The organism is Clavibacter californiensis, from assembly GCF_021952865.1.
Classification (GTDB): domain Bacteria; phylum Actinomycetota; class Actinomycetes; order Actinomycetales; family Microbacteriaceae; genus Clavibacter; species Clavibacter californiensis.
Genome location: NZ_CP040792.1, coordinates 2,689,238 through 2,711,153 on the forward strand (window position 1 = coordinate 2,689,238; position 21,916 = coordinate 2,711,153).

Annotated in this window: 17 protein-coding genes and 1 riboswitch; of the genes, 14 read left to right on the top strand and 3 right to left on the bottom strand. The window is 72.9% G+C overall.

Going from position 1 to position 21,916, the window contains the following annotated elements; all coding sequences use genetic code 11:
* Nucleotides 1-15 precede the first annotated feature (15 nt).
* The 3 genes from FGD68_RS12980 to FGD68_RS12990 are packed head-to-tail and all read right to left on the bottom strand — an operon-like array spanning nucleotide 16 to nucleotide 3,254.
* Nucleotides 16-1,212 carry an MFS transporter gene (locus FGD68_RS12980; RefSeq protein ID WP_237609535.1) on the bottom strand — a complete coding sequence of 399 codons (1,197 nt, stop codon included), beginning with the start codon at nucleotides 1,210-1,212 and terminating at the stop codon, nucleotides 16-18.
* A gap of 49 nt (nucleotides 1,213-1,261) precedes the next feature.
* Nucleotides 1,262-2,722 carry an SPFH domain-containing protein gene (locus FGD68_RS12985; protein ID WP_119372655.1) on the bottom strand — a complete coding sequence of 487 codons (1,461 nt, stop codon included), beginning with the start codon at nucleotides 2,720-2,722 and terminating at the stop codon, nucleotides 1,262-1,264.
* 31 nt (nucleotides 2,723-2,753) lie between these two features.
* Entirely contained in the window at nucleotides 2,754-3,254 is a 501-nt protein-coding gene (locus FGD68_RS12990) for an NfeD family protein (RefSeq protein ID WP_119372656.1), read from the bottom strand.
* 184 nt (nucleotides 3,255-3,438) lie between these two features.
* Here FGD68_RS12990 and FGD68_RS12995 point away from each other — a divergent pair, with 184 nt between their 5' ends.
* The 14 genes from FGD68_RS12995 (at nucleotide 3,439) to FGD68_RS13060 (ending at nucleotide 21,883) form a co-directional block, all read left to right on the top strand.
* Entirely contained in the window at nucleotides 3,439-3,699 is a 261-nt protein-coding gene (locus FGD68_RS12995; RefSeq protein WP_104236230.1) for a zinc-ribbon domain-containing protein, read from the top strand.
* 119 nt (nucleotides 3,700-3,818) lie between these two features.
* Nucleotides 3,819-5,174 carry an ABC transporter substrate-binding protein gene (locus tag FGD68_RS13000; RefSeq protein WP_104236229.1) on the top strand — a complete coding sequence of 452 codons (1,356 nt, stop codon included), beginning with the start codon at nucleotides 3,819-3,821 and terminating at the stop codon, nucleotides 5,172-5,174.
* Nucleotides 5,171-6,187: a carbohydrate ABC transporter permease gene (locus FGD68_RS13005; protein WP_119372657.1), complete on the top strand. Its 1,017-nt coding sequence runs from the start codon at nucleotides 5,171-5,173 to the stop codon at nucleotides 6,185-6,187. Before FGD68_RS13000 ends, FGD68_RS13005 begins: the two co-directional genes overlap by 4 nt.
* Nucleotides 6,184-7,152 carry a carbohydrate ABC transporter permease gene (locus tag FGD68_RS13010; RefSeq protein ID WP_104236227.1) on the top strand — a complete coding sequence of 323 codons (969 nt, stop codon included), beginning with the start codon at nucleotides 6,184-6,186 and terminating at the stop codon, nucleotides 7,150-7,152. Before FGD68_RS13005 ends, FGD68_RS13010 begins: the two co-directional genes overlap by 4 nt.
* Before the next feature lie 136 nt (nucleotides 7,153-7,288).
* Nucleotides 7,289-10,342: a glycoside hydrolase family 2 TIM barrel-domain containing protein gene (locus tag FGD68_RS13015; protein WP_119372658.1), complete on the top strand. Its 3,054-nt coding sequence runs from the start codon at nucleotides 7,289-7,291 to the stop codon at nucleotides 10,340-10,342.
* 110 nt (nucleotides 10,343-10,452) lie between these two features.
* Nucleotides 10,453-11,739 (top strand): D-arabinono-1,4-lactone oxidase, encoded by a 1,287-nt coding sequence (locus tag FGD68_RS13020; RefSeq protein ID WP_119372659.1) that lies wholly within the window; start codon nucleotides 10,453-10,455, stop codon nucleotides 11,737-11,739.
* A gap of 113 nt (nucleotides 11,740-11,852) precedes the next feature.
* The gene (locus FGD68_RS13025; protein WP_015490745.1) at nucleotides 11,853-12,122 is read left to right on the top strand and encodes a mycoredoxin; all 270 of its coding nucleotides are present in this window, start codon (nucleotides 11,853-11,855) and stop codon (nucleotides 12,120-12,122) included.
* Between the two features lies 1 nt (nucleotide 12,123).
* Nucleotides 12,124-13,542, top strand: coding sequence for a maltokinase N-terminal cap-like domain-containing protein (locus FGD68_RS13030; protein ID WP_237609536.1), 1,419 nt, complete (start codon nucleotides 12,124-12,126; stop codon nucleotides 13,540-13,542).
* Between the two features lie 168 nt (nucleotides 13,543-13,710).
* Entirely contained in the window at nucleotides 13,711-13,905 is a 195-nt protein-coding gene (locus FGD68_RS13035) for a hypothetical protein (RefSeq protein WP_119373513.1), read from the top strand.
* A gap of 9 nt (nucleotides 13,906-13,914) precedes the next feature.
* Complete coding sequence (locus FGD68_RS13040; protein ID WP_119373512.1) at nucleotides 13,915-16,077, top strand: S9 family peptidase; 2,163 nt, start codon at nucleotides 13,915-13,917, stop codon at nucleotides 16,075-16,077.
* Nucleotides 16,078-16,137: 60 nt separating this feature from the next.
* Nucleotides 16,138-16,229, top strand: a riboswitch (TPP riboswitch).
* A complete protein-coding gene (thiM, locus tag FGD68_RS13045) occupies nucleotides 16,220-17,047 on the top strand; it encodes a hydroxyethylthiazole kinase (protein ID WP_119373514.1) in 828 nt (275 codons plus the stop codon). (Overlaps the previous riboswitch by 10 nt.)
* Nucleotides 17,044-19,314 carry a bifunctional hydroxymethylpyrimidine kinase/phosphomethylpyrimidine kinase gene (thiD, locus tag FGD68_RS13050; RefSeq protein ID WP_237609537.1) on the top strand — a complete coding sequence of 757 codons (2,271 nt, stop codon included), beginning with the start codon at nucleotides 17,044-17,046 and terminating at the stop codon, nucleotides 19,312-19,314. The genes thiM and thiD overlap by 4 nt, the downstream gene beginning before the upstream one ends.
* Nucleotides 19,315-19,506: 192 nt before the next feature.
* Nucleotides 19,507-20,397: a cupin domain-containing protein gene (locus FGD68_RS13055; RefSeq protein ID WP_119372776.1), complete on the top strand. Its 891-nt coding sequence runs from the start codon at nucleotides 19,507-19,509 to the stop codon at nucleotides 20,395-20,397.
* A 112-nt stretch (nucleotides 20,398-20,509) separates the two neighbouring features.
* Nucleotides 20,510-21,883, top strand: a complete 1,374-nt coding sequence (locus tag FGD68_RS13060) for an MFS transporter (protein WP_119372777.1) — start codon at nucleotides 20,510-20,512, stop codon at nucleotides 21,881-21,883.
* The last annotated feature ends 33 nt before the right edge of the window (nucleotides 21,884-21,916 follow it).

Consider the following 21,916-nt stretch of genomic DNA (forward strand, 5'->3'; position numbering starts at 1 on the left):
TCCGCAACACTCTATTTATTCCCGACGCGTCAAGTGGCGCAGCGCCACCACCGCGAGCACCGCGCATCCCGCGAACACGATCGCACCCGCGACGGTCGGCAGCGCGATGCCCGAGGTCGCGAGCATGCCGCCCAGCGCGGATCCGGCGGCGAGGCCGAGCAGGCTGACCACCCGGCCCGCAGCGCCCACGCGCCCCAGGAGGTCCGCCGGGACGAGCCGCTGCCGGAGCGTGGTCGCGCAGATGCTCCAGACCACCGCGTGCAGGATGTAGAGCGCGAGCAGGATCCCCGCGACGATCGGCTCCCGCGCCACGGCGAGGCCCGCGAGGCTGGCCGCGCCGAGCGCCAGGGCCCCGGTGATGGTCCACCGGGAGCCGAGGCGGGCCCGCAGCGGCGCGGCGATCGCGGATCCGGCCAGGCCGCCGAGCGCGCTGGCCGCGAGGAGCACGCCGTAGCCGGCGGCGTCGAGTCCGAGCCGCTCGCCCGCGAAGAGCACGAGGACCGAGAACGGCAGCATGTAGCCGACGCTCGCGAGGCCGCCGATGAGGGCGAGGGATCCGACCACGCGGTGCCGGGCGAGCCAGCGCACGCCCTCCGCGGCCTCGCGGAAGACGGAGGGGCGCGGGCTCGAAGCGGAAGACGCCGGATCCACCCGCCGCGGCAGCGCGAGCGCCACCGCACCCGCCGCCACCCACAGCCCGCCCGTGGCGTACACGGGAACCGCGGCGGCGAGCGCGAACAGGATCCCGCCGAGCGGCGGCCCCACGAACTCGTCCGCCACGAGCTGCGTGCCGGTGATGCGCGCGTTCGCCCGGTCGAGCCGGTCACCCGGCACGATCGACGGCAGCACGGCGACCGCGGCCCCGTCGGCGGCGCTCTCGAGCACGCCCACCACGGCCATCACCGCGTAGAGCACCGCGAGCGACGCGACGCCCGACTGGATCGACACCGCGAGCCCCAGCACCGCGACACCCCGCAACAGGTTCGCGACGACGATCAGCGTGCGCCGGTCGAGCCGGTCGACGTACACGCCCACGGGCAGCGCGACCAGCAGCCGCATGAGCGCGTACGTGGTCGCGAGCCCGGCGACGCCGCGCGGGTCGTCGGTGAGGCCCGCCGCGACGAGCGGCAAGGTGACGAAGACGAGCCCGTCCGCGAGGTTGGAGAGCGCGCTCGCGACCCACAGCGCCCGGAACGGGCTCGTGGATCTCACGCCGTGCTCCCCGGGGCGGCGTGCGCCCCGAGGAGCCGCGGCATCGTGATCAGATCCCGGCGCCCTCGGACGCGGCCGTCGTGGGGCCGACATCCGTGGAGGTCGCACCGGACGCGGATCCGCCGGCGGATGCGCCCGCCGCCGTCGAACCCAGGAACGAGCTCAGCGCCGTGGCGACGTCGATGCCCGTGGTGTCCTTGAGCAGCTTCGGCAGCGTCGCCATGTTCTCGGCCACCGAGCGGTTGAGCGCGTTCGCGCCGTCCGCGGAGATGATCGTCATGTTGTCGACGTTCGCGAGCGGCGCCGCCATCTCGCGCGCGATCTCCGGCATCGACGCGATGATGCGCGCCTGCAGCGCCTCGCGCGACAGCTTGTTCTGCGCCTCGGCGAGCGCGGCGGCCGCCTCGGCCTCCGCCTGGCCGCGGGCCTGGATCGCGTCGGCGTTCGCCTTCCCGAGCGCGGTGATGGACGCGGCCTCATTCACGGCAGCGGTCTTCGCCGCCTCGGCGTTCTGCGTGCGCTGGTAGACCTCCACGTCGACCTTCGCCTTCTCCGCGTCGCGGGCGGCCTGCGCGTCCTGGACGGTCGCGTACTTGCGGGCCTCGGCGGGGAGCTCCACGTCGATGCGCAGGCGCTCCTTCGAGACCTCGGCCTGCGCGGCGACGGCCGTGCGCTCCTGGTCGGCGACCAGGCGGTCCTGCTCGGCCTTCGCGAGCTCGCCGGCCGCGAGCGCGGTGGCGTTGGCGCGGTCGGTGTCGGCCTTGATGGCCGCGCGGCGCAGGTCGAGCTCGAGCTGGCGCTCGGCGGTCTGCTGGTCGTTCTCGATGGCGGCGAGCGCGGAGATCCGCTTGTTCTCGGCCTCAGCGACCTCGGCGATCTGGCGGGCGCGCGCGGCGTTCGAGCGGGCCCGGTCGTCGAGGTACGTGCTGCCCGGCGTCGTGATCTCGCGGACGTTGAGCGTCTCGATCTGGAGGCCCAGCTCCGCGAGGTCGTTCTTGGTCTGGTTCACGGCCTCCTGCGCCACGACGGAGAAGCTCTTGACGAGCTCGTCGACGGGCCGGTCGCCGATGAGGCCGCGGATCGCGCCCTCGAGCGACTGCCGCACGATCTCCGGCAGGGCGTCCTGCTGCAGGAGGTAGCGCTGCACCGCGCGGCGCACGCCGTCCTCGGTGCCCGTCACCTTGAAGTTGACGGTCGCCACCACGGCGGTGTTGATGAAGTTCGCGTCGCGCGCTTCGGCCGTGACGCTCGTCTGGTACTGCTCCAGGGAGAGCGTGAAGCCCTCCTGGAAGATCGGCCAGATGAAGGTCCGGCCGCCGATGATGACCTTCTGCGGGCTCGAGAAGCCGGCGCCGCCCTCGCTCTTCTCGGCGTTGCGGCCGACGATGACGAGCGCCTGGTTCGGCGGGACGCGACGGACGCGGGAGGCGATGAACGCCACCAGCGCCACGAGTATGACGATGACGACGATGACGGCGATGGCTGTGGTGCCGCCGGAGATCAGGTCCACGGGATGGTTCCTCTCGTTGGGACGGGTGCTGCTAGGTGGTGGGGTCGGCGTCGGCGTCCGCGTCGGCGTCGGGCTCGACGCGCACGCGGAAGCCGTCCTCCGAGACGACGCGGATGCGCGTGCCGACGGCCAACGGCTCGGCGCTCATGGCGAGCCGGCGCTCCAGCTCGCGGGTGTGCTCGAGCCGCACCTCGCCGCCGCTCGGAGAGGTGGGCGAGGTGACGACGCCGACCATCCCGACGGGCGAGTAGGAGCCGCCGCTCTCCTGCTTCGCGACGAAGCGGACGGTGAGCTGCACGACCACGAGGGCCACGAGCGCGAGGGCGACGGCGATCGCGATGGCGCCGCCGGATCCGATGCCGGCCTGGTCGGCGAGCACGCCGCCGACGCCGTAGATGGCGAGGGCCGCGCCGAGCGCGACGCCGGAGACGAGGCCGTCACCGCCGCCGATCGCGTCGAGGATGTCGCCGAGCACGATGCTGGAGAGGAGGAGGAGCAGGCCGACGGCGCCGACGACCACGAAGACGATCACGCGGCGGCTCCCGGGCAGGCCGCCGCGGCGGAGACGTGCGCGCCGTCGTGGTGCGTGGTCATACGGGGCCGATCTGCCGGATGCGTGTCCTCCGAACGTACCGGGTGATCCGCCGAGCGTCGCGTCCTCGTCCGGGGGCCGCCCGACGCCCTATGCTCCGTGCCCCCGCGCGTAGCCTCGTGAGGTGATCCTCCTGTTCGGCACGCGCGCCCGCGACGCCCTCATCGTCATCGTGACCTTCGCGTGCCTCCGCTGCGGTGTCACCAGCGCACAGCGCGTGCTCCACAGGACGCTCCGCTTCACCGTCTTCTTCGTGCCGCTCATCCCGCTGCGCTCGACCTACCGCGTCGCGTGCCCGAACTGCGGCCTCGAGACCCGGCTCTCGAAGGACCAGGCGATGCACGCCCTCGAGTGGGCCGTGCGGAACCGGGGCGCGCGCCGCTGAGCCGGCTCGCGCCGCTCTCCCAGGAATCCCGACCAGGGGTTAGGAATAAGTTTCGTCGCGCGCTTAGAGTGATCGTGGGCCCTGGCCCATCTGCCATCAACGACGACGGGAGGGATGCGATGACGCATTCGATCAGCAGGAGACAGGCTCTGGGGGTGGGGGCCGCCGCCGCAGGGACGCTCGCCCTCGCATCGTGCTCGGCGCCGGGCGGGAGGCTGGTCAACTCCGATCCGGTCATCCCCGCCGCAGCGCCCGGCGAGAAGGTCACGCTCACGTACTGGGCGTGGCTGAAGGACCTGCAGAAGGTCGCGGACGTCTGGAACGCGCAGAACCCCGACATCCAGGTCGAGGCGGTCTGGATCCCCGGCGGCAACGCGGGCGGCTACCAGAAGATGTACTCCGCCATCACGGCGGGCGGCGGCCCCGACATCGGCCAGGTCGAGCTCCGGCAGCTGCCCGAGTTCCTCCTCGCGAACGGGCTCGTCGACCTCACCCGCTACGGCGTCGAGGAGTACAGGGACAGCTACGACGAGGCGCTCTGGAAGCAGGTCAGCTTCCAGGACGGCGTCTTCGGGATCCCGCAGGACTCCGGCCCCATGGCCTTCTACTACCAGCGCGAGCTCCTCGACCAGGTCGGCGGCCAGCCGCCGGCGACCTGGGACGACTGGGCGACGCTCGGCGCCGAGGTGCGGAAGACCGGCGCCGGCAACTACCTCGACTGCTTCCCCGTCGCCGACGCCTCGGTCTTCACCTCCTACGCGACGCAGGCCGGCGCGAACTGGTTCAAGGTCGACGGCGAGCGCTGGGTGGTCGACATGCTCGACGAGCGCACGATGGAGGTCGCCGCGTTCTTCGACAAGGCCATCGACGACGACGTGGTCAACACCTCGTACTCGGCCTTCTCCCCGCCGTGGACCGCGGCCGCCGCGGACGGCAAGGTCTTCGGCGTCACGAGCGCCAGCTGGGGCGACGCCCTCATCCAGTCGGTCTCCGGCGGCGAGGGCAAGTGGAAGGTCGCGCCCATGCAGACCTGGGGCTTCGACGGGGCGTACGGATCCAGCTACCTCGGCGGATCCACCGCGGCCGTGCTCGCGAACAGCAAGCACCCGGCCGAGGCGCTCAAGTTCATGACGTGGATGACGACCTCCCCGGAGGGCATCGACGCGATGATCGAGAACTCCGGCATCGGCTGGTCGCCGTCGCCCGACTACATCGGCGCCGCCCGGCAGCAGCCGAGCGAGTGGTTCAGCGGCCAGAGCTACAACGAGGAGGTGTTCGCGCCCGCGGCGAAGGAGCAGAACCTCGACTGGTCCTGGTGCCCGCTCACGCAGTTCACCCTGAACACGCTGCAGGACGAGTTCCGCCGCAAGCTCACGAGCGGCCAGACCCTCGTCGACTCCCTGCCCCTCGCGCAGGAGGCCGTGATCGAGGCCTTCCGCAACAAGGGCCTCACGGTCGAGGCGGCCTCCGCATGAGCGTCGATACGCGTCCCGCCAGCGGCGAGCGCGCCGCGACCCGCCCCGCCCGCGCCGAGCGCTCGGGCGTCACGAAGGGCCAGCTGAAGAAGTCGCAGACCATCGCCCCGTGGGTGCTGCTCGCGCCCTTCCTGGCGGTGTTCCTGCTGACCTTCGTCCTCCCGATCATCTACGCGGTGTTCCAGTCGTTCACGACCGTGCGGCGGGAGGGCCTGTTCGGCGAGCAGGGCGTCACCACCGTGTTCGCCGGGTTCGAGAACTACGCGCTCGCGCTCGCGAACGACGCCTTCACGGCGTCCATCGGGCGGGTGCTGCTGTTCGGCATCGTGCAGGTGCCGGTGATGATCATCCTCTGCACGATCCTCGCGCTCCTGCTCGAGTCGGCGTCGGCGAAGTGGCCCCAGTTCTTCCGGGCGGCGTACTTCATGCCGTACGGCGTGCCGGGCGTCATCGCGACGATCCTCTGGGGCTTCCTCTACATCCCCGGCCTGTCGCCCATCATCGACATCGGCCAGATGTTCGGGCTCCAGCTCGACTTCCTCGGCGCGGGCACCGTGCTCTGGTCCATCGCGAACATCGTGACCTGGACCTACACGGGCTACAACATGCTCATCATCATCGCCCAGCTGAAGTCGATCCCCGGGGACGTGTACGAGGCCGCGCGCATCGACGGGGCGGGCGCGTGGCGCACGGCGATGTCGATCCAGCTGCCGCTCATCCGGCCGGCGCTCGTGCTCGCGACCGTGTTCTCGATCATCGGGACGCTGCAGCTGTTCGCGGAGCCGCAGGTGCTCGCCACCTCCGCCCCCGCGATCGACTCGCAGTACACGCCGAACCTGTCGGCGTACACCACGGCGTTCGCGTACAACGACTACGGCGTCGCCGCGGCCCAGGCGGTCATCATCGCCCTCGCCGCGTTCGTGCTCTCGTTCGTGTTCCTCGCGTTCACGAACAGGAAGCCCAAGGAGGAGCGGGAAGCCGCCGCAGCGAGGAACAAGGGGGCACGCGCATGACCGCCACGGAGGCACGACCCACCACCACGGAGACGGCAGCCGAGAAGGCGGAGCAGAAGCGCCTCGCGCAGGCCGCCGAGTCGAGGGTGAGCCGACCGTCGAAGAACGGCAGCGCCCCGGGCGCGGGCACCAAGCCGGCGACGCGGATCATCGTCACGGCGATCCTCACGCTCGTCGCGCTGTACTTCCTCGTCCCCGTCTACTACATCGTGGTCGCCGCCACGAAGACGACGGCCGACCTGTTCAGCACCAACGGGTTCCTGTTCGCGAACATGAACCTCTGGCAGAACCTCACGATGGTGTTCACGTACGACGGCGGCATCTTCGTGCGCTGGTTCATGAACTCCGTGCTGTACGCGGGCGTGGGTGCGCTCGTCGCGACGTACTTCGCCGCCGCCGGCGGGTACGCGCTCGCCAAGTACAGGTTCCGGGGATCGAACATCGTGTTCGGCACCATCCTCGGCGGGGTGCTCGTGCCGGGCACGGCGACCGCGCTGCCGCTGTTCCTGCTGTTCAGCAGCATGGGGATCGCGAACACGTACTGGTCGGTGCTCATCCCGTCGCTCGTCTCGCCCTTCGGCCTGTTCCTCTGCCGGATCTACGCGCAGGCGTCGGTGGAGGACGCGGTGATCGAGTCGGGCCGGATCGACGGGGCGAGCGAGCTGCGGATCTTCCACACGCTCGCGCTCCGCTCCATGACGCCCGCGCTCGTGACGGTGTTCCTCTTCCAGCTCGTCGGCATCTGGAACAACTACTTCCTGCCGCTGATCATGCTGGCCGACACGAAGCTGTACCCGATCACGCTCGGCCTCAACAACTGGCGGAGCCAGGTCGACCGGCTGCCGGAGTTCTACCAGCTCACCACCGGCGGCGTCCTCGTCTCGATCATCCCGCTCATCGCGGCGATGATCGTGCTGCAGAGGTTCTGGCGCGGCGGTCTGACAGACGGCGCCGTGAAGGGCTGACGCCCCGACGCGATCGATCGCGGACGGCCGGGCGGGGCGACCTGCCCGGCCGTCCGCGCATTCGGCGCGTCGCCCCCGGACCCACGATGATGGATGCGCGGCACGTCGCCGCACCCGCCCACGCGCAAGGAAGCCCATGACGCACGCCCTCCCCTACTTCGAGGACTTCGCCCCCACGACGGGCCCGGCCCGCCGCCCCCGTTCCTGCCTGCACTCGGATGCCCCGCGCATCGTGCTGAACGGGGACTGGCGATTCCGCCTCTCCCCCACCCCGCGCGGCCTCTCCGACGAGATGGCCGACCCCGCGTTCGACGACTCCGGCTGGGACGAGATCCCCGTGCCGAGCCACTGGGTGCTCGGCCAGGACGGCCGCTTCGGCCTCCCCGCCTACACGAACGTGCAGTACCCGTTCCCCGTCGAGCCGCCCTTCGTGCCGGACGAGAACCCCACGGGCGACTACCGCGTCGAGGTCGACGTGCCCACGGACTGGCAGTCGCTCGAGCGCGTCGTGCTCCGGTTCGAGGGCGTCGAGTCCGCGTTCAAGGTGTGGCTGAACGGCGAGGAGGTCGGCACCGCGATGGGATCCCGCCTCTCGCACGAGTTCGACGTCACCGCGTCGCTCCGCCCCGGATCCAACGTGCTCGCCGTGCGCGTGCACCAGTGGTCGATCGCCAGCTACCTCGAGGACCAGGACCAGTGGTGGATGCCCGGCATCTTCCGCGACGTCACCCTCCTCGGCCGCCCCGAAGGCGGCATCGACGACGCGTGGACCCGCGCCGAGTACGACCACGAGACGGGCGCGGGCACCGTGCACGTCGAGGTCGACGCGGAGCCGAGCGCGTTCCCCGTGACCCTCGAGGTCGATGGCCTCGGGATCCACGTGACGTGGGACACCCCCGCCGATGTCGCACCCGTGCACGTCGACCGCGTCGAGCCGTGGAGCGCCGAGAGCCCCACGCAGTACCAGGGCTTCCTCCGCACCAACGTCGAGGCGCTCTCCATCCGGCTCGGCTTCCGCACCGTGCGCATCGAGGGCGACCGGTTCCTCGTCAACGGCCGCCGCGTGGTCTTCCACGGCGTCAACCGGCACGAGGCCCACCCCGAGCGCGGCCGCGTCTTCGACGAGGACCACGCGCGCGCCGACATGCTGCTGATGAAGCAGCACAACGTCAACGCGATCCGCACCAGCCACTACCCGCCGCACCCCCGCGTCCTCGACCTCGCCGACGAGCTCGGCTTCTGGGTCATCGACGAGTGCGACCTCGAGACCCACGGCTTCGAGTTCGGCGGCTGGGTCGGCAACCCCAGCGACGACCCGCGCTTCGCCGACCACTACCTCGATCGGATCGAGCGCACGATCGAGCGGGACAAGAACCACCCCTCGATCGTCATGTGGTCGCTCGGCAACGAGTCGGGCACCGGCCGGAACCTCGCCGCCATGTCGGCGTGGGTGCACCGCCGCGACCCCGGCCGCCCCGTGCACTACGAGGGCGACTACACGGGCGAGTACACCGACGTCTACTCGCGCATGTACTCGAACCTGCAGGAGACCGAGTCCATCGGCAGCGACGTGCTCCCGGGCGACCTGCTCGGCTGCACGCCCGGCGAGGGCATGCGCCAGCGCACGAAGCCCTTCATCCTCTGCGAGTACGTGCACGCGATGGGCAACGGCCCCGGCCAGATCGGCGAGTACGAGGACCTCGTCCTCCGCTACCCGCGCCTGCACGGCGGCTTCGTGTGGGAGTGGCGCGACCACGGCATCCTCACCGAGACCGCCGACGGGGAGGCGTTCTACGCCTACGGCGGCGACTTCGGCGAGGTCGTGCACGACGGCAACTTCGTGATGGACGGGATGGTCCTGCCCGACGACACCCCCACGCCCGGCCTCGCCGAGTACAAGGCCGTCGTGCAGCCCATCGCGTTCGGGCTCGAGCGCGACGGCGGATCCGCGTCGCTCGTGGTCGAGAACCGCTACCACTCCGTGTCCACCGCGCTCGCGAGCCTCGTCTGGGTGCTCGCGGTCGACGGCGACGACGTGGCGACCGGGGTCCTCGACGCCGAGGCCGTCGCGGCCGGCGAGACCGCGCGGATCCCGCTGCCCGCCGACGCGCTCGACGCGGGCGAGCTCGCGGGCGACGGCGCCGAGGTGTGGCTGACCGTGCAGGCGATCCTCCGCGACGACGAGCCGTGGGCCGAGGCCGGCCACGTGGTCGCCGTGCAGCAGTTCGACCTCACGCCCGCGCCGCGACCCGCCGTGCCCGCGCGCTGGGTCGACGCCGACGAGGAGACGTACCCCGCATCCGGCGCCACGCGCCTGACCCTCGGCGACGGCGAGTTCGACCTCGCCACCGGGCGCCTCGTGCGCCTCGGCTCGCTCGAGGTCGACGGCCCGCGCCTGGAGCTGTGGCGCGCGCCCACCGACAACGACCGCAGCGACAGCAGCGGCTCCTACGAGCTGGCGGATCCGCGCCTCACCTTCGGCAAGGGCGTGCCCGGCCCGTCGAGCGAGGCGCGCTGGCGCGGAGCGGGCCTCGACCGGCTGACGCACAGGGTCCGCTCGGTGAAGGTCGGCTCGGGCTCGCTCACGGTCGTCGTGCGCACGAGCGCGGCGCAGTCCTTCGACTCGGTCGACACGACCTACTGCTGGACAGAGGGCGCCGACGGCGACCTGGGCCTCCGCGTCGACATCGTGCCGAGCGCCGGATGGGCCATCACCTGGCCGCGCGTCGGGATCCGCATCGACCTGCCCGCGAGCGTCACCAACGCGGAGTGGTTCGGCACCGGACCCTTCGAGTCGTACCCCGACTCGCGGCGCGCGGCGCTCGTCGGCCGGTTCTCGTCGCTCGTCGACGACCTGGGCGCCGTGTACTCGATGCCCCAGGAGACCGGCCACCGCAGCGACCTGCGGGAGCTCGAGCTCGGCACGTTCGACGGCGAGAGCGGCATCGTGATCCAGGCCCGGCCCGACACCGCGGGCCGCCGTCCCGGCTTCACGGCCTCGCGGCACACGCCGCAGGAGCTCGACCGCGCGGCGCACCCGCACGAGCTGCCCGCGAGCGAGGCGGTGCACCTCTACATCGACGCCGCGCAGCACGGGCTCGGCTCGCGCGCGTGCGGGCTCGACGTGCTGCCCGAGCACCAGCTGTGGCCGTCGGCGCGCACGCTGGAGCTCACCATCCGCAGCCGCTGACGCGGAACGGGACCGGGCCGCCCATCCGGGCGGCCCGGCGCTCGCCCTTCCCCCGGGATGGCGAGCAAGCTGGAGACGACGGCGTCCGATGGCGGGCGCGAGGAGGACGCATGACCGACACCATCGAGCAGGGCACCGCGGGCACCAACTGGGCCGGCAACTACGCGTACAAGGCCGGCGAGGTCCGCACGCCGACGAGCGTCGAGGAGCTGCGGACCATCGTCCGCGAGGCGACCCGCATCCGGGTGCTCGGCTCCCGGCACTCGTTCAACGACATCGCCGACTCGGAGGTGCTGGTCTCGCTCGCCGAGCTGCCGGCCGACCTCGTGATCGACCGCGACGCCAGCACGGCCACCTTCTCCGCGGGCCTCGCCTACGGGAAGCTCGCGGAGCTGCTCGGCGAGGAGGGCCTCGCGATCCACAACCTCGCCTCGCTGCCGCACATCTCGGTCGGCGGCGCCATCGCGACGGCGACCCACGGATCCGGCATCGGCAACGGCAACCTCGGAACCGCGGTCGCCGCCCTCGAGCTGATCACCGCCGACGGCGAGACCGTCACGTACCGCCGAGGGGACGACGACTTCGACGGCGTCGTGGTGGGCCTCGGCGCGCTCGGCGTCGTCACGCGCGTGACCCTCGACGTCGAGCCCGCCTACCTCGTGCGCCAGCGCGTGTTCGAGGGCCTGTCGTGGGACGCGTTCGACGAGAACCTCGAGGACGTCTTCGGCGGCGCCTACAGCGTCAGCGTCTTCACGCGCTTCGGCGAGGCCACCGACCAGGTGTGGCTGAAGAGCCGCGTGCCGCTCGACGTCGACGGCCAGCCCGAGGACGAGGTCGTCGTGGCCGACTACTTCGGGGCGCCCGCCGCGACGGAGGAGCGCCACCCGATCCTCGGCATCGATCCGGTGAACAGCACCTCGCAGCTCGGGGTCGTCGGGCTCTGGTCCGACCGCCTCTCCCACTTCAAGATGGGCTTCACCCCGAGCGACGGCGAGGAGATCCAGTCGGAGTTCCACGTGCCGCTCGACCGGGCCGTCGAGGCCGTGCGAGCGCTCCGCGCCATGGGCGACCGGATCCGCCCGATCCTCCTCGTCTGCGAGCTGCGCGCCGTCGCCGAGGACCGGCTGTGGCTGAGCCCCCAGTTCGGGCAGACGACCATCGGCCTGCACTTCACGTGGAAGCGCGACCAGGCGGCCGTCGAGGCCGTGCTCGTCGAGCTCGAGGCGGCCATCCGACCGTTCGGCGCGCGCCCGCACTGGGGCAAGGTCTTCACCGCGCAGGCGGCCGACATCGCCCCGCTGTACCCGCGATCGGGCGACTTCCTGGCCCTCGCCGAGCGCCTCGACCCGACGGGGAAGTTCCGCAACGCCTGGTTCGAGCGCTCGCTGCTCGGCTGAGCCGCATCCGACCCTGACCGGGACCGCACCAGAGGATCCGCGACGCGCCGAGCACCTCCTCGCGCGCCGCGGATCCGGGGTCGGCGTCGAGAACGGCGCGTAGGGTGAGGACCATGGCGCCCGAGACCTCCTCCTACGTACCTGCCCCCGGGCGGATCACGATGTTCTCCACCACCTGGTGCGGCTACTGCCGCCGGCTGAAGTCCCAGCTCGACAAGGCCGGCATCGGCTACGACGAGGTGGACATCGAGCAGGTGCCGGGCACGGCCGAGCTCGTCGAGGCCATCAACGGCGGCAACCAGACCGTCCCCACGGTCCTCTTCCCCGACGGCTCGTCCGCCACCAACCCGTCGCTCGCCGACGTGACCGCGAAGGTGGCCTGACATGCAGCACCACGACCTCAGCGAGATCCCCGACTTCCTCGCGGCCTGGATGCGCGAGCAGCGCTGGTTCGCCTCGAAGGGCACCGACCCGCGCCTCGAGCGCATCGGCGGCTGGAGCTTCAGCGACGAGGGCTGGTTCGCCCGCATCGAGACGCACCTGATCATCGACCACGGCAGCGCCAAGCCCGTCCTGTACCAGGTGCCGCTCACCTACCGGCAGGCGCCGCTGGAGGAGCTGAAGCCGTTCCACATCGGCACGATCGTCGAGGACGACGGCGTCGAGCTGCACGTCTACGACGGCCCGCACGACCCGGCGTACGCGTGGGCCCTCATCCGCACGATCCTCGACGACCGCGAGGCCGACGTCGACGAGACGTCGCTCGGCGCGACCGCGCGCGGCCAGCGCCAGCCGGGCGTGGAGATCGCGACCGTCGTCGGGTCCCACGTGCTCTCGGGCGAGCAGTCGAACACGTCGATCATCTACGACATGGTCTCGGCGGACGGCCATGCCGTGAACCCGATGATCGTCAAGGTGTTCCGCGCGCTGCACCACGGCGAGAACCCCGACGTCGTGCTCCAGTCGGCCATCGCGGGCGCCGGATCCCGGCTCGTGCCGCAGACCATGGGCAGCGTGCTCGCCGAGTGGAGCGACTCCGGCCGCGAGGAGGGGCGCGCCATCGGGCACGTCGCCTTCGCGCAGGAGTTCCTGCCCGGCGTCACCGACGCCTGGCGCGTCGCGCTCCGCGCCGCCGAGGCCGACGCCGACTTCCAGGCCGAGGCCCGCGCGCTCGGCGAGGCCACGGCCGACGTGCACGCCACGCTCGCCGCCGCGCTGCCCACCGTCGAGGCGACTCCCGAGGTCATCGAGGGCATCATGGTCAGCTTCCGCCGCCGCCACGCGACGGCCGAGCGCGAGGTCCCCGAGATCGCCGCCTTCCACGACGCCATCGCGAGCGTGTACGACGCCGCCGAGAAGGGCGAGTGGCCGAAGCTGCAGCGCATCCACGGCGACTACCACCTCGGCCAGGTGCTCTCGGTGCCGAACCGCGGCTGGGTGCTCCTCGACTTCGAGGGCGAGCCGCTCCGGCCGATGCACGAGCGTTCGCTGCCCGACGTCACGCTCCGCGACGTCGCGGGCATGCTCCGTTCGTTCGACTACGTCGCCGGCTCCTACGCGCTCGCGCATCCCGGCAAGTCCGCCGCCGCGTGGGCCTCCGCGGCCCGCCGCGCGTTCGTCGACGGCTACATCGCCCGCTCCGGCACCGACCTCCGCGCGAACCGCGCCCTGCTCGACGCGTTCGAGATCGACAAGGCCGTGTACGAGGCGATCTACGAGGTACGCAACCGCCGGGCTGGCTGTCGATCCCGCTGCAGGCCGTCGCGCGCCTCGCCACCCGTTCGAGCACGCTCGGCGCGGTGACCACTCCGGGCGCCACCGGGCCGCGCGAAGCGGGGCCGCTGGTCCCCTGACCTCGGCCGGCACCCGGAGCCGGGGACGGCTCCGGCCTCGCCGCGCTCGGGCCCGGTAGCATCGGCGCACGCTCGCGTCCGTGCCCGGCCGTGGCCGTGGCCGACGGAGGGGACGCGGATGCTCGGACAGGCGCTGCTCGCCCTCGTCGGCGTCGCGCTGATCCTCCTCTCCTGGCCGGTCGGTGCATCCGCCGACGGGTCGGGCTGGTGGGGCGTCGTCGGCGGCGGGCTCATCGTCGTCGGCGCCGCCCTGGCTGCCGTCCGGTCCCGTCGCCCGGGCCGCGTCCGGCGAGGGTCCCCGCCGCGTCGGTAGGCTCGACGGATGACCGACCCCGCCGTCCCGGCCGTCTCCTCCCCCGCATCCGAGCCCTCCACCACCCCTCCCGTCGCGGACCAGCGTCCGATCGTTCGCACGTTCCACGGGGACACGTTCGTCGACCGGTACGAGTGGCTGCGCGACAAGGACTCGCCCGACGTCATCGCGCACCTCGAGGCCGAGAACGCGTACACGGAAGGCGCGACCGCGCACCTGGAGCCGCTGCGCGAGCGGATCTTCACGGAGATCAAGGACCGCACGCAGGAGACCGACCTCTCGGTGCCCGTCCGCGAGGGCGACTGGTGGTACTACGCCCGCACGGTCGAGGGGTCGCAGTACGCGATCCGCTGCCGCCGTCCCGTCGCCGGCCCCGACGACTGGACCCCGCCGGCCATCGAGCCCACGGACGGCGGCGCGATCGAGGGTGAGCAGGTCCTCCTCGACTCCAACGTCGAGGCGGACGGCCACGAGTTCTTCTCCCTCGGCGCGTTCGAGGTGAGCCCCGACGGATCGCTCCTCGCCTACTCGACCGACACCGAGGGCGACGAGCGGTTCACGCTCAGGATCCGCGACCTGGCCACGGGCGAGGACCTCGCCGACGAGATCCCCGGCACCAGCCACGGCGCGACCTTCTCGGCGCACGGCGACCACCTCTTCTACGTCACGGTCGACGACGCCTGGCGCCCCGACACCGTGTGGCGCCACCGCGTCGGCACCCCCGCGTCGCAGGACGTGAAGGTGTTCACCGAGCCCGACGAGAGCTACTTCGTGGGCTTCGGCATGACGCGCAGCCGGCAGTACCTCACCATCTACGTCGGCTCGAAGATCACGACCGAGGTGCTGCTGCTCGACGCCGGGGATCCCACGGGCGAGTTCCGCTCGGTGTGGCCGCGCCGCCACGGGGTGGAGTACGACGTCGACCATGCGGTCATCGACGGATCCGACCGGCTCCTCATCCTGCACAACGACGGCGCCACGAACTTCGAGCTCATCGACGTGCCGGCGGACGACCCGACCTCCACGTCCGACCGCCAGGTCGTCATCCCCCACGACGACGACGTGCGCCTCGAGGACGCCAGCGCGTTCGCCGACCACCTCGTGATCTCCTACCGCCGCGAGGGCCTGACGCGCGTCGGCGTGATCCCCTTCGACCGCGTGCTCGACGGCGAGCAGCTGCACGAGATCGCGTTCGACGAGCCGATCTACACGGTCGGCACGGCGGGCAACCCCGAGTTCGCGCAGCCCACCGTCCGCCTCGGCTACACGAGCCTCGCGACCCCTGCCACGACCTACGACTACGTGCTCGCGACCCGGGAGCTGCGCCTCCTCAAGCAGCAGCCGGTGCGTGGCGGATACGACCCCGACGACTACGTGCAGACCCGCGAGTGGGCGACCGCGGAGGACGGCACGGAGATCCCGCTGTCTGTCATCTACAAGCGCGGCCTCGTGCACCCCGGCACGCCCGCGCCGCTCCTGCTGTACGGCTACGGCTCCTACGAGGCGAGCATCGATCCGTCGTTCTCCATCGCGCGGCTGTCGCTGCTCGACCGGGGCATGGCGTTCGTCATCGCGCACGTGCGCGGCGGCGGCGAGATGGGCCGACGCTGGTACGACGAGGGCAAGACGCTCACCAAGAGGAACACGTTCACCGACTTCGTCGCGGCCGCCGACCACCTCATCGCCCGCGGGTGGACGAGCCCCGAGAAGCTCGTGGCCGAGGGCCGAAGCGCCGGCGGGCTGCTGATGGGCGCGGTCGCGAACATCGCGCCGGACCGGTTCGCCGGGATCCTCGCGGGCGTGCCGTTCGTCGACGCGCTCACGAGCATCCTCGACCCGTCGCTGCCGCTCACCGTGATCGAGTGGGACGAGTGGGGCGACCCGCTGCACGATGCCGAGGTGTACGCGTACATGAAGTCGTACACGCCGTACGAGAACGTGCGCGAGGGCGTGCAGTACCCGCGGATCCTCGCGGTCACGAGCCTCAACGACACGCGCGTGCTCTACGTCGAGCCCGCGAAGTGGACGGCCCGCCTCCGCGAGGTCGGCGCGCCCGTGCTGCTGCGCACCGAGATGCAGGCCGGCCACGGCGGCAAGTCGGGCCGCTACGACGCGTGGCGCGAGCGCGCCTCCGACTACGCGTGGGTGCTCGACGTGGCGGGGCTCGCCTAGCGCGCGGCAGGCCTCCGCCGCCGGTCGACCGGCGGCTGCGACGCGTCTCCCCTAGGGTGGATCCCTGACACGGGGTGCCCACGAGGGCTGAGATGAGACCCGTCGCACCTGATCCGGTTCGCACCGGCGGAGGGATGTCATCATGAGCGCTGCGCGCCCATCGGCCCACGAGATCACGGGGACGGGGACCGCCTCGGCGGCTCTCCTCCAGCAGCTGCGGGAGCGCGTGCCGCTCGTGCAGTGCATCACGAACGCGGTCGTCACCGGCTTCACCGCGAACGTCCTGCTCGCGCTGGGCGCCGCGCCCGCGATGACGGACGTGCCGACCGAGGCGGGGCCGTTCGCGCGCATCGCGTCGGGACTGCTCGTCAACCTCGGCACGCCGCACGCGGAGCAGCGGGAGGCCTCCGTCGAGGCCGCTCACGCGGCGCGCGAGGCGGGCACGCCGTGGGTGCTGGATCCCGTCGCCGTCGGCGCCCTGCCGGTGCGGACGCGGCTCGCGCACGAGCTCGTGGCGCTGTCGCCGACGATCGTGCGCGGCAACGCCTCGGAGGTCATCGCGCTCGCGACCGGCGGCGCGGGCGGCCGCGGGGTCGACGCCACCGACGAGGTGGAGGCGGCGCTCGACGCCGCGACGCTGCTCGCGCGCACCTTCGGCACGGTGGTCGCGATCTCGGGGCCGGTCGACCACATCACGGACGGCCACCGGGTCGTCCGGGTGCACACGGGCGACGCGCTGCTCACCAAGGTCACGGGCGGCGGGTGCGCGCTCGGCGCCGTGATGGCGGCCTTCGCGTCGCTGGACCCGGATCCGCTGCGGACCGTCGTCACCGCGACGAGCGTCTACACGATCGCCGCGAAGGTCGCCGCCGAGAGATCGAGCGGGCCGGGATCCTTCGCGGTCGCGCTGCTCGACGCGCTCGACGCCGTCACGCCCGAGCTCGTCGCCCAGCGCGAGCGCCTCTCGTGAGCGCGCTCGACCTCTCCGTCTACCTCGTCACCGATCCGGCCCTGTGCGGCGCGCGCGGCGTGACCGCGGTCGTCGCCGCGGCGGTGGCGGGCGGGGCGACGGCGGTGCAGATCCGCGACAAGCACGCGAGCGGCGCCGAGCTGCTGGAGACGGTGGTCGCGGCCGCGGAGGCCATCGACGCCCATGCGGCCGCGCATCCATCCGCTCGGCGCCCGCTGCTGCTCGTCGACGACCGCGTCGACGTCGTCCTCGCGGCGCTGGCCCGCGGTGCGCGGGTGGACGGCGTGCACGTGGGCCAGTCCGACGTGCCCGCCGACCTGGTACGGCGGATGCTCGACGCCGCCAGCCCGGATCGACGTCTCGTGCTGGGCCTCACCGCGAACACGCCCGCCCACGTCGAGGCGGTGCGGGCGATGCCGGCGGGCACGGTCGACTACCTCGGCGTCGGGGTGATCCGGCCCACGACCACCAAACCCGACCACCCGGCACCGCTCGGGCACGACGGGTTCGGGATCATCGCGGGGCTCTCGCCCGTCCCGTGCGTCGCGATCGGCGGGGTCGACGTGCGCGACGTCGAGGCGATCGCGGCGGCCGGCGGCGCGGGGACGGCGGTCGTGTCGGCGATCTGCGCAGCGGAGGATCCCGAGGCCGCGGCGCGCGAGCTCACGGACGCGTGGGCGCAGGTGCGCGCGGGCGGGTCCGCGGAGGCGACGGGATCGGACGCGCCCACCGCGGATGCGACCGCGACGGCGAGCGCCGCGCCAGCCACGCCACCCGACTCCGCCCGCGTCCCCCGCGTCCTCAGCATCGCGGGCACGGATCCCACGGGCGGCGCGGGCATCCACGCCGACCTCAAGTCGATCGCGGCGAACGGCGGCTACGGCATGGCCGTCGTCACGGCGCTCGTCGCGCAGAACACGACGGGCGTGCGGGAGATCCACGTGCCGCCCGTCGCGTTCCTGCGCGCGCAGCTCGACGCGGTGTCCGACGACGTCGTGATCGACGCCGTGAAGATCGGCATGCTCGGATCCGCCGCCGTGGTCGACGAGGTCGCCGACTGGCTGCGTGCGGTGCGCCCGCCGGTCGTGGTGCTGGATCCGGTGATGGTCGCCCAGTCCGGCGACGCCCTCCTCGACGCCGACGCGACCGAGGCGCTCCGCCGCCTGCTGCCGCTCGCCGACGTCGTCACGCCGAACCTGCCCGAGCTCGCCGCGCTCCTCGGCGAGAGCGAGGCCGACGGCTGGGATCAGGCGCTCGCGCAGGGCCGGGCCCTGGCGGCGCGGCACGGCGTCCGCGTGATCGTCAAGGGCGGGCACCTGCGCGTCGACGACTGCCCGGACGCGCTCGTCACCCCGGGCCAGGCCGGTGCGGAGGCCGCGGCGCACGTCGTCGACGGCCCGCGCATCGCCACGACCAGCACCCACGGCACCGGCTGCTCCCTCTCCAGCGCGCTCGCGACCCTGCACCCCCGGCGCGGCGACTGGCTGACCGCGCTGACGGAGGCGAAGGCCTGGCTCACCGGATCGCTCGCGCACGCCGAGGACCTCGAGGTCGGATCCGGTGCCGGCCCGCTCGACCACCTGCGTGCGCTGTGGGACGCTGCGGGCACCCACGCCGGGCGGATCTCCGCGGAGATGTGGGCCGGATCCGCCGACCTCCGCCGCGAGATCGACGAGCTCCCCTTCGTCCGCCGCCTCGGCGACGGCACCCTGCCCGAGGCGTGGTTCTCGCACTACCTCGCGCAGGACGCGATCTACCTGCGGGCCTACTCGCGGGTGCTCGCGCGGGCGAGCCAGCTCGCGCCGACGCCGGACGCGCAGGTGGCATGGGCGCGTTCCGCGGCGGACGCGATCGCCGCGGAGTCGGCGCTGCACGAGGAGTGGCTGGCCCGGCATCCGGCCCCCGCGGTCGCCGGACCGGTGACGCGCGCCTACGTCGACCACCTGCTCGCGCACGCCGCGACGAGCGACTACGCGGTGCTCGTCGCGGCGCTGCTGCCCTGCTTCACGATCTACGCGGACGTGGGGACCAGGCTCCGGGCGGCGGGATCCGCGGCAGCCGCGGCCGGCGAGGCCCACCCGTACGCGGCATGGCTGGCGACGTACGCGGATCCGGGGTTCGCGGCAGCCACGCGGCGCACGTGCGAGCTGGTGGACGAGGCGGCGGTGATCGCGGGTCCGAGCCGGCGGGCCGCGATGCTCGAGGCGTCCCGCCTGTCGTCCGCGTACGAGCGCGACTTCTTCCGTGCCCCGGAGGCTCTCGGCTGACCCGGGGCGGCGGATCCGGGATGCGGCTCCCGGGGGCGGCTCCCGGGGGCGGATCCCGCCCGCGCCTGGGGACGCCCCGGCCCGCTCCCCGCGGCACCCGCGGGAGGATGCCCGTGCCCCGACGCGACCACCGCGCCGGGGCTCCCCGTTCCACGACCCGGGCACCCGCGTGCCCGACAGAGAGGACACCGCATGCGCGTCCAGGCCGAGACCCCCGCCATCACGATGCCCGACCACCAGTTCACGGGCGATGCCCGCCTCCGCTGGCTCTCCACCCCGCAGACCCCCGAGCAGCGCGCCGTCGTCGCGGCCGTCGCCTTCGCGGCCGGCGCCCGCACCGTGTGGCACTCCCACGTCCTCGGGCAGACGCTGCACGTGACCTCGGGCATCGCCCGCGTGGGCACGCGCAGCGGCGAGGTGGTCGAGGTCGGGCCCGGCGGATCCGTCTACATCGCGGCGGGCGAGGAGCACTGGCACGGTGCCACGGCCCACGCGCCGATGGAGCACATCGCGGTGCTCGAGGACGGCGACGACCCCGTCGACGCCACCACCTGGGGCGCGCCCGTGACCGACGAGGAGTTCCTGCGGCCGGCCGCCCCCGCATCCGTCGCCGCGCCGACCGCCACCCCCGCGGCCGCGCTGCCGGTGCCGCTCGGCCGCCCCGTGCTCGTGCACGCGCTCCGCTACACGGCCATGTTCGGCGAGAAGCCGTTCGACGAGGCGCTGCTGGTGTACCTCGACAACGGCTCGTACAAGATCCTCTCGCCCGGTGAGGAGCACTACGGCAGCTACGTGTCGTCGTCGGAGACGGGCGTCGCGCCGCGTCACGTCGCGTTCCTGTCGTGGCCGTCGGACGACTGGCACCGCAACGTCGCCAGCCACACGCTCACCTTCTCGGAGGACACGGGCGCCTTCATCCAGTCGCTCGTGCTGCCCGGTGACGCGGTGCCGCGCGCGCAGCACGGCTTCGCGGAGGTGGTCGCGGATCCCGCGCAGGTCGACATGACGGCGTCGTGGGACGCGCTGCGGGTCACGCACGCGGCGGCGTTCGAGCGCCTGGCCGAGCGGGTCCGCCAGCTCTGACGTCACAGGGCGGGCCTCCGCCCGCCCCGGCGCTACGCTCGTCCCACCGCGAGCGCCTGCTCACCCCGCGAGGCGCGCGACCCACCCGAGCGCCATCCCGGAAGCCAGGACCATGACCACGACAACCTCTCCGCGCACGCGCGCCCAGCGCCTCGACGCCCTCCCCTGGACCCGTGCGCACTCCCGCATCCTCGGCGGCAGCGGCGTCGGCTGGGCGCTCGACGCGATGGACGTCGGCCTCATCTCGTTCGTCATCGCGCAGCTCGCGGTCATATGGGAGGCGGACGCGGGTCAGCTCGGGTTCGTCGCGTCCGCCGGGTTCCTCGGCATGGCGATCGGCGCGAGCGTCGGCGGGCTGGTCGCCGACCGCATCGGCCGCCGCCAGGTGTTCGCGCTGACGCTGCTCGTCTACGGGGTGGCCACGGGCGTCTCGGCGCTCGCGATGTCGGTGGGCGCGCTCATCGCGCTGCGCTTCGTCGTGGGGCTCGGGCTCGGCGCCGAGCTGCCCGTCGCGTCGACGCTCGTGAGCGAGTTCTCGCCCGCGCGGATCCGCGGCCGCGTCATCGTGATCCTCGAGTCGTCGTGGGCGGTCGGCTGGACCGCCGCGGCGCTCATCGGCTACCTCGTGATCCCCGGGAGCGACGACGGCTGGCGGTGGGCGCTCGCGCTCGGCGCGGTGCCCGCGGTGTGGGCGATCGTCGTGCGGCTGCGCCTGCCGGAGTCGGTGCGGTTCCTCGAGGCGAAGGGCCGGCACCTGGAGGCCGAGCACGTGGTGCGCGACCTCGAGCGGGCGGCGGGGGCGGATCCCGCGACCTTCGTCGCCGACGACACGACCGCCGAGGCCCGGGCAGCGGACGCCGCTCACCCCGCCGATGCGCCCGACACCGACGCCGCACCCCGCGAGCGCCTCTTCGGCGCCCGACTCCGCCGCCGCACGCTCTCCCTCTGGATCGTGTGGTTCTGCGTCAACTTCGCCTACTACGGCGCCTTCATCTGGCTGCCGACGCTGCTCGTCGCGCAGGGCTTCTCGCTCGTGCGCTCGTTCGAGTACACGCTGCTCATCACGCTCGCGCAGCTGCCCGGGTACGCGGTGTCGGCCTGGCTCGTGGAGCGCTGGGGCCGGCGGGTGACGCTCGCGGTCTTCCTCGCGGGATCCGCGGTGTCGGCCGGACTCTTCGGCACCGCCGACTCCGTCACGGCGATCCTCGTGTTCGGCGCCCTCATGTCGTTCTCGAACCTCGGCGCGTGGGGGGCGCTCTACGCCGTGACGCCGGAGCTGTACCCGACCCGGGTGCGCGCGACGGGCGCGGGCAGCGCCGCGGGCTTCGGGCGCCTCGCCTCGATCATCGCGCCCCTGTGCGTGCCGCCGCTCCTCGCGCTCGGCGGCGTCGCGCTGCCGTTCGGCGTCTTCGCGGCGGTGTTCGCGCTGGCCGCCGTCGCCGCGCTGACCCTCCCGGACCTCCGCGGCGCGGCCCTCGAGGACTGAGCGCGGGGATCCGGTCGGTACGCTCGGGAGCAC